Raw genomic sequence first — 17415 nt, 5'->3', positions numbered from 1 at the left:
CTGCGTAAGCGTTTAGCGGGATTTACAATGGTCGCAAGCACAATCAATGCATCATCGAATGCCTCCATCTTTCAGGCGAAAGATGAATGTGCGGGATATACAATTGATTGCTCCGCCAACCCCTATGATTTGCGCCCCGCCGCCGACCTGATCATCGAAGCCGCCGGCCGTATGCGGGCCGAGTTAGCGCCAGGAACGCCGCTGGTCATCTTGATGGGTGAAAAGCACACATGTTCCGCCCATATTGAATTACAGCACATGGTTGCCGCGAAGATGCAGGCACAGGGCCAGCGTTTTTGCATGGGATATGAATTAAGCGCCAACACGTTGGCGCAGCTTATCACGACAAACATGCCGGAATTGGGCCCACTGAACAGCGAAGATATTCTGGATTTGGATGTGGATGGTGTTGGTGGGTTATTGTCCCACATGACACGATGCGTCGAAGCCAGCGATGCACCGGCGGCGCAAACCAATTTGATGGCGTTTTGCTACGAAAACAAAATTCCCTGTATTTTCAATGATGCTGCCCGTGATTTTAATGATCAGGGTGATGGTTATTTGGACATGCATAACCCATTCAATGTTGCCGCGGCGCAGGCATGTCACATCACCAAGAAGAACGGCATCCACATTTATGGCCCGGGTGGAATTGGTGTACGCAACCAGAACATGGCCGTGCGCGGCGTCGCGTTCGCGGCCAGCCATGGGATGGATACGATCGTGCAAAATACGGGCAGGGCGCACGTGTTGGGGCAAAAATATGGGGGATTTGATGCCCCCGTTCAGTCCTTGATGCAGGCTTATCAAGCGGCCGGGGCGGCGGTTCTTCCAGTCTTTATCACTACATCCGACCACGATGGTGGGGTCCATACGATCCCCGAACAGCGTTTGCCACACCTGAAAAACGGTGTTCTGATTCAGGGGCTTGCCGATGATGAATTCAGAGCGGAGAGCCATGATGATGGTGCGGAGCGTGCATTTATTATCGAAAAACTGCATGGTAATTCTGGCCAATTAACACAGTTTTTTGACACCGAACGCGACATGGGGCGGCATATCGATTCCATCCGCGACCATTGCAACCGTATCGTCAAGCAGCACCATGAGAGCCGCCTGCGCCATAAAGCGAGCCTGTGTGCATGAGCCCGTTTGATCCGTTTTCCGAAACAACCATCAAGTCGGCCCGTGATGGCATTGCGGCGCATTACATCAATTGCTCCGCCAACCCGTATGATTTGCGTCCGGCGGCCAACATTATTGTGGGGGCGGCCGCACAGATGCGGGCCGCATTGCCGGATGATGTTCCGCTCGTCATCCTGATTGGCGAAACGCATAACATGTCGGCGCATTTGGAATTACAACATCTGGTCGCTGCGACATTGCACGACCGGGGAACCGTCTTCGCCCAGGCGATGGAACGCCCCAGCAACGCGCTTGCCCATATGATGACCGAAGCCATGGGGCTGGATGTCAGTCATGGTGATGGGTATTACGACACCCTGATCCCGTTTGATCCGCGCGGAACCGCATCTTTGGCGGCATCCATTGTGTGTATGCGCCCGGAATGGGCCCCGGTGGCGGAGAAGAATTTTAATGCCTTCCTGTATCACAATGATATTCCAACGATTTTCAACGATGCGGCCCGGGATTTCTCGCTCAACGAAACGATGCTTGATATGACCGATCAGCTGGTTCAGGCGGGAGCGCTGATCTATGCGCGCGACGATGAATATGTCAGCGACGCCGTCAGCACAAGCGGTATGGCTGTGCGCAATTGGGTGATGGCGAAACGTGGTCTGGCCTTTATGCAGGATCATCACATCAACGTCATGGTGCAGAATATTGGTGCGCACCATTTGTTGGGCTGCCGCAGTGATGGGTATGGCTATACCGAGTCCCTAAGTGCGCTGTACAAGAAAAACGGCGCCGCTGTTTTGCCGGTGTTTCTGGCCTCGAATGATCCTGCGGGGGGTATTGGTATTATTCCAGATGCTGGCCGTGCGGATCTGGCGCACGGTGTTCTGATCGAAGGAGTGGCTGGAGATATTTTCTGCGCTCCGGATTATGCCGGTGATGATCGTGATAAATATAATCATGAAGACGGGGCTGAGCAGGCGTTTATCACTGAAAAACTCCATCCTGCATCGGGTCATCTGCTGCAATTTTTTGATATTGCCGCCCGTCAAGATGAATATGAAGAAAAGGCAATAACGCATTGTATTGCAGTCGAAAAACGGTACTGCGCTGCCCGGGTAAAACCTAGCCCGTGATGCGTTTTTGCGCCTGCCACAGCGCCTCCATTTCCTCCAGATTCGTGTCAGAAAATTCTTTATTCATTGCTTTAAGATCGCGCTCTATCCCTCTGAAACGGCGCTCAAATTTATCATTTGTTTTGCGCAATGTTTCTTCGGCATCCAGGTCCAGCATGCGCCCAAAATTCATCAGGCAGAACATCATATCGCCCAGCTCGTCCTGAATCTCGGCCTGGTTTTTACCGGCCAGCGCTTCACGCAGTTCGGCGATTTCTTCTTCCAGCTTGTCCAGAACATGAACCGCCTCGGGCCATTCAAACCCGACGCGCGCCGCACGTTTGGCCAGCTTTTGTCCACGCATCAAAGCGGGCAGGGCATGGGGAACGTCATCCAGAATGCTGTCGCGGGGGCCTTTTTCCTTGTCCTTCTGGTCTTCCCATATGCGTTTTTCGACATCCTTGGCATCGGCAGCCTTGGCCTCGCCAAACACGTGCGGGTGGCGGTGGATCATTTTGGCGGTGATACCGGCCACGACATCTTCGAATGTGAAATGACCCGCCTCGGACGCCATTTGGGCGTGATAAACCACCTGCATCAGCAAATCGCCCAATTCCTCCTGCAACGACTTCATGTCGTTGGTGTTGATCGCCTCGGCGACCTCATAGGCTTCTTCGATCGTATAGGGCGCGATGGTTTCAAAATTCTGCACCAGATCCCACGGGCAACCACCATTGGGGTCGCGCAATTTTGCCATAACGGCAATCAATTCCTTCATCGAGGGGCAGGGATCGTGCGGGGTGTTGGCGGTCATCGTTCAGGAATCCTTCGTGTGCGTTCGTTCACGACGGGCACTATGTCAGAAGTGCCGGGCAAATAAAACCGGTAAGGGGGATATGAAAATAAAAACTACAGGTTTTCCGGGCGCGGGGGAAAGTTTCGCGCCGCGATAAACAGCTCGCGCCGGAACGTGTCGCGATCATGGGTGAGGTGCAGTCCCTGAACGGCATCACTGACCGCATTGAATGCGTGGGCCTGATCCGCATTCTTGATCCGCTCCAGAACGATTTTAACGTCGGGAACGATATGTTTGATCCGGTCCACCAGGTCAGCCAGATTAAAGGGGCTATCCCTATCCAGTGCGGCCTCAACCGTCACGCCGTCAATTTTAACGTAATCAACGATGTCGCGCAGATTATCCAGCCGTAACCAATCACGGCTGCCAATTCCATGGTGGCCGCTATTTTCGACATAGTCATGGTAAAAATCATCAATGGCAAAGCTGCACCCAAATTGCCGCTTCATAGCGAGGAGAATGTCACGGCATGGGCTGTCGGCCAGATCGTCCTCGGTCACTTCCAGCGTAAGCTGGCCGTGGATTTCCTCGGGCGTGAAATCATCACTCAGCATATCGCAGACGTCATACCAGAAGCTGGGGTTTGAAACGTTACGGGCCGAGGTGTTAATGGATACGGGATGCAAACCCTGGGACAGGGCCTGATCAAGGCCCGCCAAAATCAAAGCTTGATCAAAATTCGATTGCAGGCCGGAACGGGACAAGATGGTGATGGGTTCCAGCGGCTTGATCGCCGTTCCATCAACCGTATAAGCCCGCAGCAACAATTCGGCCGGATAGGTAACCAGATCCGCGCTTTCATCGTGATTATTGTGCCATGTTTCAGCAATAAAATGGTACCGCCCAGCCGCCAGCGCCGCGAGCAGTTCGCCAGCAATCTGCGCATCGTGATCAGACACAGCGCCCGCCGCATGTTTCATGTCGAGATCCATGCGGGTCACGGCGATCAAATCCTGAAACAATGCTGTGCGGTTTTTGTTCATGCCCCATGCCCAGTTGAGATCGATGCTTCGTATGTTGACTATATGAGATAATCGTAAAGAAACGTTTATATTTTAAGATGTTATAGAGGTTTCGGCAATTTTATTTCCGCATACGATTGGTAATTTTATACAGGAGCTAATCTCTTGTTTTCTAAAACAGAATATCCAATTCCTTAAAGAGGAAAAGCGCATCGTAAGGATTGTATAAGGTTGCAATTCTAACCTGTCCTAATGGCGTAATTCTCTGTGTGGATTGGCATCATCATGACCGTGTTCAAAAACATTTCCGTTGTACACAAAATTATCGGGTTGGTTCTGTTCCTTTCGGCGCTGGCGCTCGGGCTGGCTGGTCTGGGATATTACGGGTTAAGTCAGTATCAGCATGCAACGTCCAGCATTCAGAATGCATCAGCTAGAGCGCAATACAGCGAAAAAATAAACGGGTTGGTTTATGCGGTTGTGATGGATTCGCGCGGTGTTTATATGGCGCGCGATCCTGCGGAAGTTGAGAAATTTGCAAAGCCGCTCACAAAAAACCTTTCTGTCATCCAGAGCACGGTATCCGAATGGGAAAAAATTATTAAGCCAGAGGATAAAGACGCCTTTGCCGCATTAAAAAAATCTGCCGACGATTTTGTTAAATTCAGATCAGAAGTCGTGCGTTTAGGCATGGAAGAGGGTGCCGCGGCGGCCCGCGTTTATGGTGATAACGACCAAAACCGAAATAACCGCCAGGCGTTCAACAAATCATTGGTTGAATTCGCCGCAAAGAACGAAGCCGATATTGTAAAGACGTACGAGCACATTGAATCCGTTCGGGGAAAAGTGAAAGCGTTGCTGATCAATTCATCCGTTATCGGGGTTTTGTTTGCGCTGGTGTTCTCGTTCTTCTTCGTTCAAAACTCGCTGAGGGGGCCCTTGCGCGGGCTGTGTTCTTATCTCAGAACGTTGGCGCAGGGACAACTGTCTGAGAATGTGCCATACCTCGATTACGGTAACGAAGTCGGGGATATGGCTCGCTCCGTCAATGTTCTCCGTGATGGCCTGTTGCGTGAGCGGTCTTTGGCCGAGCAGGCGGAAAAGCAAAAACATATCGATGCTGAATTCCGTGGCCAAATGCACGCCATTCGAAAATCACAGGCCGTCATTGAATTTGATATGAACGGTACGATCCTAGCCGCAAACGACCATTTTCTGCGTGCATCCGGATATAGCGATTTAAACGAGATTGTGGGCAAACATCATTCAATGTTTGCCACACCTGAACACGCGGCCAGCCAAGAATACAAAGAATTTTGGAATGCGTTGCGGCGCGGTGAATATCAATCGGGTGAGTATAAGCGCATTGGAAAAGGCGGGCGCGAATTTTGGATCAATGCCACGTACAACCCCATTTTGGACGAGCATGGAAAGCCGTTCAAAGTTGTTAAATTTGCCGTTGATGTAACAGATGCAAAATTGAGCAATGCGGATTATCAAGGCCAGATTGAAGCCATCAATAAATCCCAGGCCGTAATCCATTTCAATATGGATGGAACCATTATTCAGGCCAATGATATTTTCCTGAATTTCATGGGATATACCATGAACGAGATTCGCGGAAAACATCATGCGATGTTTGTCGATAAGGCGCAGGTTGAAAGCGCAGAGTATAAAAAATTCTGGGATAATTTACGTGCCGGAAATTTTGATGCGCGCGTGTTCAAGCGGATTACAAAGAATGGTGACGAAGTTTGGATTCAGGCATCGTATAACCCTGTGTTCGACCTGAACGGAAAGCCGTTCAAAGTGGTTAAATATGCCACCGATGTAACCGATATGATCAATTTGACCGATCAAACCGGTGTAAATGTCAGCAGTGTTGCGCGTGCAACGGAAGAATTATCCCATTCAATCAACGAAATATCGACAAATATGGCCCGTTCGAAGCAGGCCACAGAGGATATTGTCAATAAAGTACAAGCCTCCAAAGAATCCAGCGAAAATCTGGTTTCGACGATGCGCGATATGGAAGAGATCGTGAACCTGATCAAGGACATTGCCGAACAGGTTAATCTGCTGGCCTTGAACGCAACGATTGAAGCTGCACGGGCCGGTGAAGCCGGAAAAGGATTTTCCGTCGTGGCCAGTGAAGTCAAAAACCTGGCCACGCAAACGGCGTCAGCCACAGACGATATTGCGCAAGAAATTTCAAAGGTTCAGCAAATTTCCAGCCAAGTCGCAAATGCCGTACACGCAATTATAGAATCCGCGGATTCGGTGAATGGCTATGTGGCTGGCGTCGCCAGTGCGATTGAGGAGCAAAGCATCATCGTCAAAGACATCTCAACCAATTCGCAGACAACATCAAATGCGGTTGCGATGATCAGTGAGAGCATCAAGAAGACGAAAAAGTAAGGCGGCGCGGCGTACCGCGTGCCAAATGAAAGCGTCCCGCAGACATGTTGCGGGGCGTTTTTTATTAGGCTTAAAGCTGGGAAATATGACGGATAATGATGTGATAATGTATATTATGGAAAATAAAACATAGGGTAAGAAAAGGGTGCTTATGTGGTTCTTGTATAAAGCGTTTCTTACCGTTTATCAGCAGATCCGTAATCAATCATCCACAATCGTTTCCAGCGTCAGGCCATCATAGGCCGGCGCGTAACCCGGCGGCAATTCTTCACACAATGTTTTGTAATCCATGAACGCGGCCATGTGTGTGATGTAGACTTGTTCAGCGCGAATAACTTCATTCAGTTTAAAAACCTGCGTCAGTGTCGCATGCACATAGTTTTTCGGCATTTTGTATCCAGCCGCATCGGCGATCCAGACACGGACGCCTTTGAGTGTTTCCAGCGCGGCTTCGTCCAAATTTACCATGTCCGTTGAATACGCCAGATCACCAACCCGGATGCCCAGTGATTGGCGGAATCCATGGTCCTGTATAAACGGGATCGCCGGGATTGTTCCAAAATGCTTGATCTGGCCGTATTCGTGGTCGTGAAATGCATGCGTGCTGCACACGGCCGGATATAAACCATCATCAATGTCGTTGAACATGTATTCAAAACGATAGCGAACTTCATCGATGGTTTTTTGATCGCCATAGAGCGGAATCATAGATTTCGTGCGTTTGCTGAACACGCGCAATTCGTCGATGCCGCCAATATGGTCGCTGTGCGCATGGGTATAGAAAATACCGTCCACATGCGTGATATTTTCGCGGTTGAGCTGTTCACGAAAATCCGGGCCCGTATCAACGATAAACGTTGTTTGATCGTCCTGTAACGCAATGCTGGCGCGTGTGCGGCGGTTGCGTGGTTCATTCGGATCGCATGCGCCCCAATGATTGCCGATTTCCGGCACGCCGGCGGAATTGCCACATCCCAAAATGGTTAATTTAACTTTTTTGCTCATGCGGCGGTACCATCGGCCACAAATGTATCCAGCGCACGTGGAAACAGTCTGAAAAAATTCTCACGTGATTTCGCGGCCAGATCGCGCGCGGAAATTTTGTGCGTGTCGGCCACAGTGCGCGCCGTATGAACAACCAAGGCCGGCTCGTTAATCTTTCCACGGAATGGTTCCGGCGCCAGATATGGCGCATCAGTTTCGATCAAAATCCGATCCAGCGGAACGTCGCGCGCAAAGTCGCGCAATTCTTGTGATTTATTGAATGTCACGATGCCGGAGAATGAGATGTAAAACCCGCATTCCAGTGCCTCTTCACCCATTTTTCGGGTGGAGGAAAAACAGTGCATGACGCCGGTTAAATTGGTCCCGGCCCCCTCTTCCCGAATGATACGGATAATATCATCATCGGCATCGCGGGCGTGAACGACAACGGGAAGGTTGGTTTCAATGCAGGCGCGCAAATGTTTGCGGAACGAATTCTGCTGATCCTCACGCGTGGCGTGTTCGTAGAAGTAATCGAGGCCGCTTTCACCGATGCCGATAATTTTCGGGTGCGATTTCGCCATGGACACCAGATCGGACTGCGTCACGGCTTTTTCCGCCGGGTCGCTGGCTTCGTGCGGGTGCGTGGCAATCGTGCACCAGATGTTTTTCCGGTTGGACACCAGATCCAGAATTTGCGGAAATTCATCCGAGATACGGCAGCAAATGCTCAGCATGCCATCGACGCCCGCCGCATTGGCATTTGCAATCACCTGATCCGGTCCGCCGATATTCAACAGGCGGTTATGATTCAAATGGCAGTGGGAATCGATATACATATTACGCGTTCGCTTGTTTTGCGGTTTCCGTTTCCGTGGCCATACGCGGGAAGACACCGGTCGGGGCCGGCAATGTCGTGCCCGCCTTGATCGCATGGGCGGCGTTCAATGTATCAAATCCACGCGCATTCGCCGGAATAGACAGTTGATCCAGCATTTTTGCGGCCGCTTCCGGCGTGATCGGCTGCATAATGATGGCCAGACACCGAATAACCTCGGCCAGGACATACAAAACCGTTTCCATGCGCGGAACGTCTGTCTTCTTCAATGCCCACGGCGCCTGTTTGTCGATATAGGCGTTGGCGTCATAGGCCACGCGCATGATGTCTTCGATCGCGCGATGGATGTGGAATTTTTCAAATTCACCGCGCACGGATTCAATCATCTTCACCTGTGCCGACTCAAGTAATTCGCGGTCTTCGTCCGTCAATGGGCCGGGGGCTGGAACCGCTCCGCCACAATTTTTGGCGATCTGGGACAAGGTGCGTTGCGCCAGGTTGCCAAGGGAGTTGGCAAGGTCGCTGTTAATCCGCAGGACCGCCTGTTCATGGCTGAAATTTCCGTCTTGCCCGTGCGGGATTTCACGCATCAGGAAATAACGGGTTTGATCAACGCCATACATATCCAGCAAGTCACCCGGCGACACCACGTTCCCGAGTGATTTTGACATTTTTTGTCCATCAACATTGATAAACCCATGGGCGAAGATCTTCTTCGGCAACGGCAATTTGGCGGCCATCAAAAACGCAGGCCAGTAAATGGCGTGGAACCGGGTGATATCCTTGCCAATCACATGCACGTCGGCGGGCCAGAAGTTTTTGTAATTTTCACTGCTCGTGTCGGGGTAACCAATACCCGTGATGTAGTTGGTCAGCGCGTCCAGCCATACATACATCACATGTTTCGGGTCGTTCGGAACGGGCACGCCCCAGTCAAACGTGGTGCGGGAGATGGAGAGGTCTTTTAACCCCCCTTCCTGTTTCACGAACGCCAGAATTTCATTGCGGCGGCTGGCCGGTTCGATGAAATCGGGGTTCGATTCATACAAATCCAGAAGTTTTTGTGTGTAGGCAGACAAGCGGAAGAAATAGCTGGGCTCTTCCTTCCACACCACTTCGGCACCGGAGGGCGCAAATTTTTTGCCCGCGCCATCGGTGGTTAATTCATCTTCGCCGAAATAGGATTCGTCGCGAACGGAATACCATCCGGCATAGGCATCGACGTAGATATCGCCGTTTTTGGCAATTTCTTCCCACAATGTCTGGGATGCTTTGTAATGCGCTTCTTCCGTCGTGCGGATGAAACGGTCGTACGACACATTCATGCGATCATCCAGCGCGGTGAATTTTTCGGCAATTGTGTCGGTAAAGGCGCGGGGGGACATGCCGTTTTTTTCAGCGGTCGTTGCAACCTTTTCCCCGTGTTCATCCATACCGGTCATGAAGAACGTGTTGTATCCATCCAGACGCTTAAATCGCGCCATAACATCCGTTAAAATGGCTTCGTACGCATGCCCCAAATGTGGCGCGCCGTTGGCGTAAGCGATGGCGGTTGTGATGTAAAAATTCTTGCTCATTTTTGCTCAGCTCCGGAGAGAATTGAAAAGGCCCCGAACGCCGCATAACGGCGGTCCAGCGTCCCGTATTTAACAGTTGCGAAATGACAGATCAGCGCGTCATGAATGCCGACCCATTGTTCAACATTGTAATGGCGCAGAATTTGGCCAAAGACAGGCGCGGACAAAGCGCGGGGCAATCCGCCCTCGCCCTTTACACCGCGCGCACGTGCCTTGACCATCGTGGATACGATCCACAACAGAATGTCCTGAAAACTCTGTTGCGCGTTTTCCTGGCCTTTTTGCCCGAAATAATCGGCGACATGGTGGATGTCTTTCCAATCCAGATTGGGCCAGTTTTGCAAGACCGCGACCAGGCGATCCATCGCCTTCAGCCCCTCTTCATCCATCAGATTGAGAGCCTGTCCGATAGAGCCTTGGGCAATGGCACATAGAACGTCGCATTCATCACTGCGTAAATCCGGCTTCACGCGGGTCAGAAGTCGCGCCATCAGATCGTCGTTCAGCGTGTTAAATTCAATAAAACGCGTTCGCGACCGAATGGTTGGGATCAATGCGCCGGGGCGGTGCGCAATCAAAATCAAAACGGTGTTTGATGGCGGTTCTTCCAGAATCTTCAGGATGGCGTTCTGACTGTTGCGGTTCATGGTGTCCGCATCGTCCAGAATAACCACGCGCCATCCGCCCATGGAGGCCGTCATGTGCAGGAACGGGGTGACCTTGCGTGCGTCATCAACACTGACGCCCTCTTTGCGCGCGCCGGTTTTTTCATCAACCGCACGTTCGATGGTCAGCAAATCCGGATGACCGCCCGATGAAATCAATCGGACCACCTGGTCCTCGGCATCGACGTTTAATGTGTCATGCACAGTTGGCGTTGCCGGTAGCGGATCACCGAACAAGGACGGCCCCGCATCCGCCGCATCAGCCTTGCCATGTTTCAGCAGGAAGCGGGCCAGACGGTACGCGAACGTGGCCTTGCCAATGCCCTTTGGTCCGGCGAACACCAAACCATGCGGCATGCGGCCCGCGTTGAACAGTTCCAGCATTTGGCGTTCAATATCATCATGCCCGAAACATTCCATGTTCAGGCGCGGTTCAGGCAGATCAACACCCTCGGCCGTATCCGTGCCAGATGCGCCGTCTTCGTCCTGTAAATCGTCCAGATCGTCAAAATCATCGAACATCATGCGGCCACCTTTTGCGTGACACAGGATGCGATGGTGGCGGCAACCGATTGAATGTCTTGCGCCGCGTTGATGACGATACAGCGGTTCGGTTCAGCCTTGGCAATCGCCAGATATCCGTCACGCAGTTTTTCGTGGAAGGCAATGCCCTTTTTTTCAAAACGGTCTTCGCCGGAATTATCATCCGACAGACGTTTTCCCGCCCGCGCCAAACCATCGGCGGCGGGCATATCAAGAATGATGGTCAGGTCCGGTTTAAAATCACCAAGCGCCAGTGTGTTAATCTGCTCCACCGTATCCAAGGCCAACCCACCGGCATAGGCCTGATAGGCGCGTGTGGAATCCGCAAAGCGGTCGGAAATCACAATCTTGCCCGCGGCCAGCGCCGGTTTAATCAAGGTTTCCGTGTGCATGGATCGTGCGGCGAACAACAGGAATGTTTCCGCAATCGGGGTCCAATCCCCCCCGTCGCGGTGAACCAGAAGGTGGCGGATTTTTTCCGCTTCCGGTGTGCCGCCGGGTTCGCGGGTGGTCACAACATCATGGCCAAGCGCCGTCAGATGTTCAGCCAGAAGGCGGATCTGGGTCGATTTTCCCGATCCTTCGCCACCTTCCAGTGTAATGAACAATCCGCGTGCCATTGATTGTTATTGCGCAACCGGTTCGGCGGCGCTTTTTACAACCGGCTCGGCTTGGGTCGGCGCAGATGCTTTTTTCTGTCCGATCATCACTTTCGCCTTCTCAATCGTCTTGGCAAACAGGCCCAGTTCGGCCACATCCGCACCAGCAACCAGCGGCACCTCAAACGGGTGCAAGCCCGGGGCTTCGACTTTCAAAGAGCCAACAACGTCGCCCTTTTTCACAGGAGCCTGCAACGGCCCCTTGTACAGGACGCTGACCTTCAGATCGTTGCGCATGGCTTTTTTCAGGGTGATTTTAATCCCCTCTTCCACCACCAGCGGAACCGTGGCGGATTGGCCCATGACAACTTCGGCTTCTTCTACGACATCTCCGGCTTTGAACAGGGAAACGTTTTCAAACGTGCTCTGTGCCCAGGCCACCAGACGGGCCGATTCCTGCGCACGGGCGGCCATGCTGTCCAAACCGTTGATCACCAGCACAATGCGGCGACCATCACGCACGGCAGACGCCATGAGGCCATAGCCCGCTTCTTCCGTGTGGCCCGTTTTAATTCCGTCTGCGCCCAGATTTTGGGTCAGGATCGGGTTGCGGTTGGCCTGACGGATATTGTGATAGGTGAATTCCAGTTCAGCATAATACGGGTAGTATTCCGGATAGTTGCGAATGGTATCAACCGCCAGAATGGCCAGGTCGCGTGCCGTTGAATAATGGTTCGGGTCGGGCCAGCCGCTGGCATTGGTGAAATTGCTGTTCATCATGCCGATGCGTTTGGCTTCTTCGTTCATCATGGTGGCGAAGGCTTCCTCCGTCCCGGCCAGGCCTTCGGCCAGAACGATGGTGGCATCGTTACCGGATTGAATGGCCACGCCGCGGATCAGATCTTCAACCGATACGGATTTGCCCAGCTCGACCCACATTTTGGAGCCTTGCATTTTCCAAGCCTTCTCACTGACCGGTAACATGGTATCGAGGGCGATTTTGCCCTCTTTCAACGCCTTGAACACCATGTGCAGGGTCATGGTCTTGCTCATCGACGCGGTCGGCATTTGGGCGTCCGCGTCCTTCTCCATCAGGACCATGCCGGTGTCATAATCGATGATAATCGCCTGTTTCGCCGTCGTCTGGTCGTTCAGATTGCCGGAAATGGCCCGGTTCATCAGTTTTTGCATATCAAAAGATGATGCGCTGTCCAGCTTGTCATCCGGCTGGGCCATCGCGGCCATCGGCAGGGCGAAAACAGCGATTAAAACTGTTAGAATCAAGGACTTAATCTTGGTCATCGTGATCTTCCCAAAGGTCGAAGAGGGGTGAGGCGTGTTTCAAGGCCCCATAAGACCCCGAAACAGCCCGAAAATCAACGGGTTTACCCCGGATTTACAAGGATTTTTTGTGATTATCCGGGACGTTTAGTCCACCACGATCAGGGCATTGTTATGCCCCATGCCGACCACGGTGTTCAGCATTTTATCCGCGGCGGTGACATCGGCGACCGGGCCGATACGGACGCGGTAGAATTGCTGCCCCTTCACATTGGCCGTGTGAACCGAAACGGACCCCAGCGAGCCGAGCGTGTTTTTCAGGTTTTCCGCATTTTCACGCACGGTAAAGGCCCCGGCCTGTACATAAATTCCGGTGCGGGTGACGGGCATCTGGGTCACAATCGGGTCAGGCAGATACCGGCCCGTGGCATCGGTATGGCCCGGCGGTAAAACTTCGCTTTCAACACTGGCCGGACGACCGACGATGGATGTGTCGTTGTTCAGCGATGCGGTCTGGACACTGCCGCGCTGCGCCGTTGGTGCCGACAGCTTGCCATTATTCGCAGCCAGTTCGATGCCCTTGGTGCTTTGTCCCTGCTTCGCCATGTTGGCGGCCATCAGGCTTTCCTCCGGCAGCAATTCAATTTTCACCTTGGCCGTGCCCAGATTGCGGAAGCCCAGCAAATCGGCGGCGCGTTTTGACAGGTCGATGACGCGGCCCCGCTTATATGGGCCACGATCATTCACGCGGACAATAACCGCTTTACCATTATCCAGATTGGTGACACGTACCAGCGAGGGCATTTGCAACGTGCGGTGCGCGGCGGTCAATTCATCACTGTTGAAAATTTCACCGCTGGCCGTGCGTTTGCCATCGAAACCGGGGCCGTACCATGACGCGATACCCGTTTCCACATGGCTATAGGTTTCCTTTGGGTAATACCACTGCCCTTCGATCTTGTACGGCTTGCCAACCTTGTACAGACCTTCATGCGTCTTTCCATCGGGCAGTTTGGTGTGCCCGACACTGCCGCCAGTGTTTGATGCGTATTGTCCATCCGGGCCCATCGCTTGCTTCGTCAGGTGCGACGCATATTCCATTTCGGTACAGGCGGACAGGAACAGCGATGCAACAACCAGCAGGAAAAACTTTTTCATTAGCCTTGGACTCGTTTCACTTTCGATGATTATGGGTTCAGGTGCGTCGGCGCACCCTTGGCAATCAGATCAGCCAACAGGCCAACGGACGTTGCGAAATAAATCGAACGGTTCCATTTCATGATCACGCGGTAATTGTCATACGCCAGATACGCTTCGCCATTTCCGCCTTCCGGCACGACCAGCGAGGCCATGATGGTATCCGATTTCGGCAGGGGTGAACCATCGACCTGTTTCACACCCAATCGCGCCCATTCGGATATGCTTTTGCGTGTTTCCAAACCCTTGGGCAGACCAGCCGGTGCCGACACCTTGCGGCCCCAACGCTCGTCATGTTTCCACCCGCTTTTCGACAGGTAATTCGCGGCGGATGCAAACACATCGGCGCGCGTACCCCAAATATCCTTGCGCCCGTCACCGTTATAATCGACGGCAAAGTTGCGGAAGCTGGACGGCATAAATTGGCATTGCCCCATGGCCCCGGCCCATGACCCGCGCATGTTATCGGCGCTGGTGTGGCCCTGGTCGATGATTTTCAGGGCATCCAGCAATTCTTTCTTGAAAAACTCCGCCCGGCGCCCTTCCCATGCCAGTGTGGCCAGCGCGTCAACAACATCAAACCCGCCCGTGTTTTTACCATAGCTGGTTTCCATGCCCCACAGCGCGACCACATATTGCGGCGGCACGCCATATTGGCTTTCAATGCGTTTCAGGTCGTTCCAATGCTGGCGCAACAGGCTGCGCCCCTCATCAATGCGGCCTTGGGTGATGACGTTGGATTTGTATTTGGCGAAACCGATTTTGCCCTCGGGCTGTTTGCGGTCCAGGTCGATGACGCGCTGGATCGGGCTGATCCCGCCCAAGACGGCATCAATGGTCTGTTGCGACACGCCTTCGCGCGCGGCTTCGCTTTTGAAATTGCGCAGCCAGTCGGGAAAGCTTGCCCCCTGCGCCAGCGCGCTGCCCGCGAACATGCCGGACAGTGACAAAGACAAAGCGAAATACGACAAAATTTTGCGCATGATTGGTTTATGCTCTCCCCAAGAATCTATACGCATTTAATCCTATGATTTCTTTTATAGCAATCGTCGACCGATAGAGTTCACCCAGAACATCCAGACGCCGTGGTGCGATGCGATATTGGCCATTGGTCCGGTAATCGACCGGCACCGGAATAATGACCGTGCCCCAGCCCAATTCCTCAATCACCGCCATGGCCCGCGGCATATGATAGGCCGATGTGATCAGGATCCATCGCTCGCCAATGCCCGGCTGGATCAGCTCTTTGCTGTCCAGAATATTTTCATAAGTATTGCGGGATTGATTTTCGAAAATCACATTGTCCAGCGGATAGCCCTGCCGCGCCAGAAAATCGGCGATGTCCATATCCTCGGTCCGGGCATTGTCGGTCAGGAACCCGGTGCCGCCGCTGAACACAATTTTGGCCTGCGGGTATTTGCGCCCAATTTCCATAGCCTTGAGCGCGCGATCCACATTCTCATTCAATTGCGGCCCGGACACTTCATTATACAGGCGCGTTTCAAACATCCCGCCCAACACCAGAATGCCCGTCACATCATCGGGCAGGCTGGCCGGGGCCGGAATTTGCCGTTCCAGCCAGACGACCAGGTTCGACCCCGTCGGCAAAACCCCAAAAACCACAATAATGGCCAACGCACAGGCACAAAACCCATACCCGACCCGCCGAAAAAACGGCCCCAACCCCACCCCGAAAACCAACAGGATGGCGGCCATATTCATCGGGCTGATCACCGCCCACAGGATTTTTGAAAGCCAGAATGTCATGGGTTCGAGGCTACCACCCCCCTTCCCTGTTGACCAAGCGCGATTGGGGGCTGGACATGGCTTATCCAAAACCTTAAATATGCCTGCAATCAAACCACAGTCGAATAATGGTCACGGAGAGGTGGTCGAGTGGTTTAAGGCTCTGGTCTTGAAAACCAGCGAGGGTTCACGCCCTCCGTGGGTTCGAATCCCACCCTCTCCGCCATTAAAAAAGCCCCCGCCATGGGGGCTTTTTTAATGGCGGTGTGGCGTGCGGTGAACGAACCCATGGTTCGACAATTTGCTTAATGAGCGGTAGCGAATTTAGAAAATTGCAACTTTGACAAGGGCAAAGCCCGCAGGCAAAGTAATCCCACCCGACGGCTACAATAGAGTTTTTGCTTTGGAGATCTCCATGATTAAATTTTTTGCAACCTGTACTTCACTCCTTCTACTTACAGGCTGCTCGCTTACCCTCCCTGTTCAAGGCGACTTTAATAAAGGGCAAGAAAAATTCTTAGGCCAAGCAACGGGTCATATGAATGGAAGCGGGACCCTGTCCATGGTGACTGAGTCTGGAATTAACTGCATGGGTAAATTTCAGTACGCAGACTCTCGAGTGTCGGGTTCTGGAACTTTTGAGTGTGAGGATGGTCGACATGGAACTTTTAACTTCACTTCTAACGGGACTAGTGGTGTAGGATTCGGAAAAACAAATAAAGGTGAACCTTTTAAATTCACATTTGGGCATAATAAAATAACAACCGACTGGTAAGACCTAGTCCTCAATAAGCAAAAAAAATCATATGCCCCCAGACCTCCCCCTCTCCCGCGAAATCCTGTTCCTCAGCCTGGCCATCCTGGTCTCGCTGATCCGGTATGCGACGTATTTCCATTCCATCTATAAGAAGGAAACCCGCCCGCATGTGTTCAGTTGGCTGAACTGGGGCATCATGGTGGGGATTGGTGCGTATGCGCAATTCACGTTGGATGGCGGGGCGTCGGTTTGGGCGTTGGTGTTTGTTTCGGTCACGTGTCTGTTGATTGCGTTTTTGTCCCTGTTCGTGGGGGAGAAAAATATTACGCGGTCGGATTGGTTGGCGTTTATCGGCGCGCTGGCCGTTATTCCGGTGTGGATGGGCACGCAAAATCCGTTCTTTGCGATCATCGCGTTGATGGTGATTGATATCCTCAGTTACTATCCCACCATTCGCAAATCGTGGAATGACCCGTGGGGGGAGCCGCCGGTGTCGTATTTCTGGGCGGGGTTGCGGTATTTCTTTGCCCTGCTGGCCGTGCCGGAATTTACGGTGCACACGGTGGCCTATCCGTTCTTCCTGATGGCGGGGGATTGGGGGTTTGCGTTGTATGTGGTGTGGCGGCGCCAGATCATGAAAAAGGCGATGCGCACCAGCGGGGAAATCCTGCAGGGAACCTGAGGAAACGGCCAGTTTTTGGGTGGAACAGACGGGCCATGTCATACGGTGGCCCGTTTTT

Annotated in this window: 16 protein-coding genes and 1 tRNA gene; 6 read left to right on the top strand and 11 right to left on the bottom strand. The window is 52.7% G+C overall.

The features are described from left to right. The first annotated feature begins 27 nt into the window (after window positions 1-27). Both A11S_RS05785 and A11S_RS05780 read left to right on the top strand, forming a co-directional pair. On the top strand, window positions 28-1146 hold the full coding sequence (locus tag A11S_RS05785; protein WP_015467561.1) for a hypothetical protein: 1119 nt from the start codon (window positions 28-30) through the stop codon (window positions 1144-1146). Next, on the top strand, window positions 1143-2273 hold the full coding sequence (locus A11S_RS05780) for a hypothetical protein (protein WP_015467560.1): 1131 nt from the start codon (window positions 1143-1145) through the stop codon (window positions 2271-2273). Before A11S_RS05785 ends, A11S_RS05780 begins: the two co-directional genes overlap by 4 nt. On the opposite strand, the gene mazG is transcribed toward A11S_RS05780, so the two are convergent. Next, window positions 2263-3066, bottom strand: a complete 804-nt coding sequence (gene mazG, locus A11S_RS05775; protein WP_015467559.1) for a nucleoside triphosphate pyrophosphohydrolase — start codon at window positions 3064-3066, stop codon at window positions 2263-2265. The genes A11S_RS05780 and mazG overlap by 11 nt on opposite strands. A 95-nt stretch (window positions 3067-3161) precedes the next feature. Next, a complete protein-coding gene (locus A11S_RS05770; RefSeq protein WP_015467558.1) occupies window positions 3162-4091 on the bottom strand; it encodes an EAL domain-containing protein in 930 nt (309 codons plus the stop codon). Between the two features lie 246 nt (window positions 4092-4337). Here A11S_RS05770 and A11S_RS05765 point away from each other — a divergent pair, with 246 nt between their 5' ends. Then, window positions 4338-6488: a PAS domain-containing protein gene (locus A11S_RS05765; RefSeq protein ID WP_015467557.1), complete on the top strand. Its 2151-nt coding sequence runs from the start codon at window positions 4338-4340 to the stop codon at window positions 6486-6488. Window positions 6489-6689: 201 nt separating this feature from the next. Here A11S_RS05765 and A11S_RS05760 read toward each other — a convergent pair whose 3' ends face one another. The 9 genes from A11S_RS05760 to A11S_RS05720 form a co-directional block, all read right to left on the bottom strand. Further along, complete coding sequence (locus tag A11S_RS05760; protein WP_015467556.1) at window positions 6690-7493, bottom strand: MBL fold metallo-hydrolase; 804 nt, start codon at window positions 7491-7493, stop codon at window positions 6690-6692. Then, window positions 7490-8311: a TatD family hydrolase gene (locus tag A11S_RS05755; protein WP_015467555.1), complete on the bottom strand. Its 822-nt coding sequence runs from the start codon at window positions 8309-8311 to the stop codon at window positions 7490-7492. The genes A11S_RS05760 and A11S_RS05755 overlap by 4 nt, the downstream gene beginning before the upstream one ends. A 1-nt stretch (window position 8312) precedes the next feature. Beyond that, window positions 8313-9887, bottom strand: a complete 1575-nt coding sequence (gene metG, locus A11S_RS05750) for a methionine--tRNA ligase (protein WP_015467554.1) — start codon at window positions 9885-9887, stop codon at window positions 8313-8315. Next, window positions 9884-11077 carry a DNA polymerase III subunit delta' gene (locus A11S_RS05745; RefSeq protein ID WP_015467553.1) on the bottom strand — a complete coding sequence of 398 codons (1194 nt, stop codon included), beginning with the start codon at window positions 11075-11077 and terminating at the stop codon, window positions 9884-9886. Before A11S_RS05745 ends, metG begins: the two co-directional genes overlap by 4 nt. After that, the gene (gene tmk, locus A11S_RS05740) at window positions 11074-11715 is read right to left on the bottom strand and encodes a dTMP kinase (protein ID WP_015467552.1); all 642 of its coding nucleotides are present in this window, start codon (window positions 11713-11715) and stop codon (window positions 11074-11076) included. The genes A11S_RS05745 and tmk overlap by 4 nt, the downstream gene beginning before the upstream one ends. 6 nt (window positions 11716-11721) lie before the next feature. Beyond that, window positions 11722-12996 (bottom strand): D-alanyl-D-alanine carboxypeptidase family protein, encoded by a 1275-nt coding sequence (locus tag A11S_RS05735; protein ID WP_015467551.1) that lies wholly within the window; start codon window positions 12994-12996, stop codon window positions 11722-11724. 126 nt (window positions 12997-13122) lie between these two features. Next, window positions 13123-14133, bottom strand: coding sequence for a septal ring lytic transglycosylase RlpA family protein (locus A11S_RS05730; RefSeq protein ID WP_015467550.1), 1011 nt, complete (start codon window positions 14131-14133; stop codon window positions 13123-13125). Between the two features lie 29 nt (window positions 14134-14162). Then, window positions 14163-15155: a lytic murein transglycosylase gene (locus tag A11S_RS05725; protein WP_041802518.1), complete on the bottom strand. Its 993-nt coding sequence runs from the start codon at window positions 15153-15155 to the stop codon at window positions 14163-14165. A gap of 7 nt (window positions 15156-15162) precedes the next feature. Further along, complete coding sequence (locus A11S_RS05720; protein ID WP_015467548.1) at window positions 15163-15939, bottom strand: YdcF family protein; 777 nt, start codon at window positions 15937-15939, stop codon at window positions 15163-15165. Between the two features lie 115 nt (window positions 15940-16054). Here A11S_RS05720 and A11S_RS05715 point away from each other — a divergent pair. The 3 genes from A11S_RS05715 to A11S_RS05710 all read left to right on the top strand — a co-directional run bounded on the left by A11S_RS05715 (window position 16055) and on the right by A11S_RS05710 (window position 17357). After that, window positions 16055-16144: transfer RNA gene (locus tag A11S_RS05715), tRNA-Ser, on the top strand. 189 nt (window positions 16145-16333) lie between these two features. Further along, window positions 16334-16693: a hypothetical protein gene (locus A11S_RS11890; RefSeq protein WP_148285111.1), complete on the top strand. Its 360-nt coding sequence runs from the start codon at window positions 16334-16336 to the stop codon at window positions 16691-16693. 31 nt (window positions 16694-16724) lie between these two features. Continuing rightward, window positions 16725-17357, top strand: coding sequence for a hypothetical protein (locus tag A11S_RS05710; protein ID WP_015467547.1), 633 nt, complete (start codon window positions 16725-16727; stop codon window positions 17355-17357). The last annotated feature ends 58 nt before the right edge of the window (window positions 17358-17415 follow it).

Origin of the sequence: Micavibrio aeruginosavorus EPB, from assembly GCF_000348745.1 — a bacterium.
In the GTDB taxonomy this organism is placed as follows: domain Bacteria; phylum Pseudomonadota; class Alphaproteobacteria; order Micavibrionales; family Micavibrionaceae; genus Micavibrio; species Micavibrio aeruginosavorus_A.
This window is presented reverse-complemented; position numbering and strand designations above follow the sequence as displayed.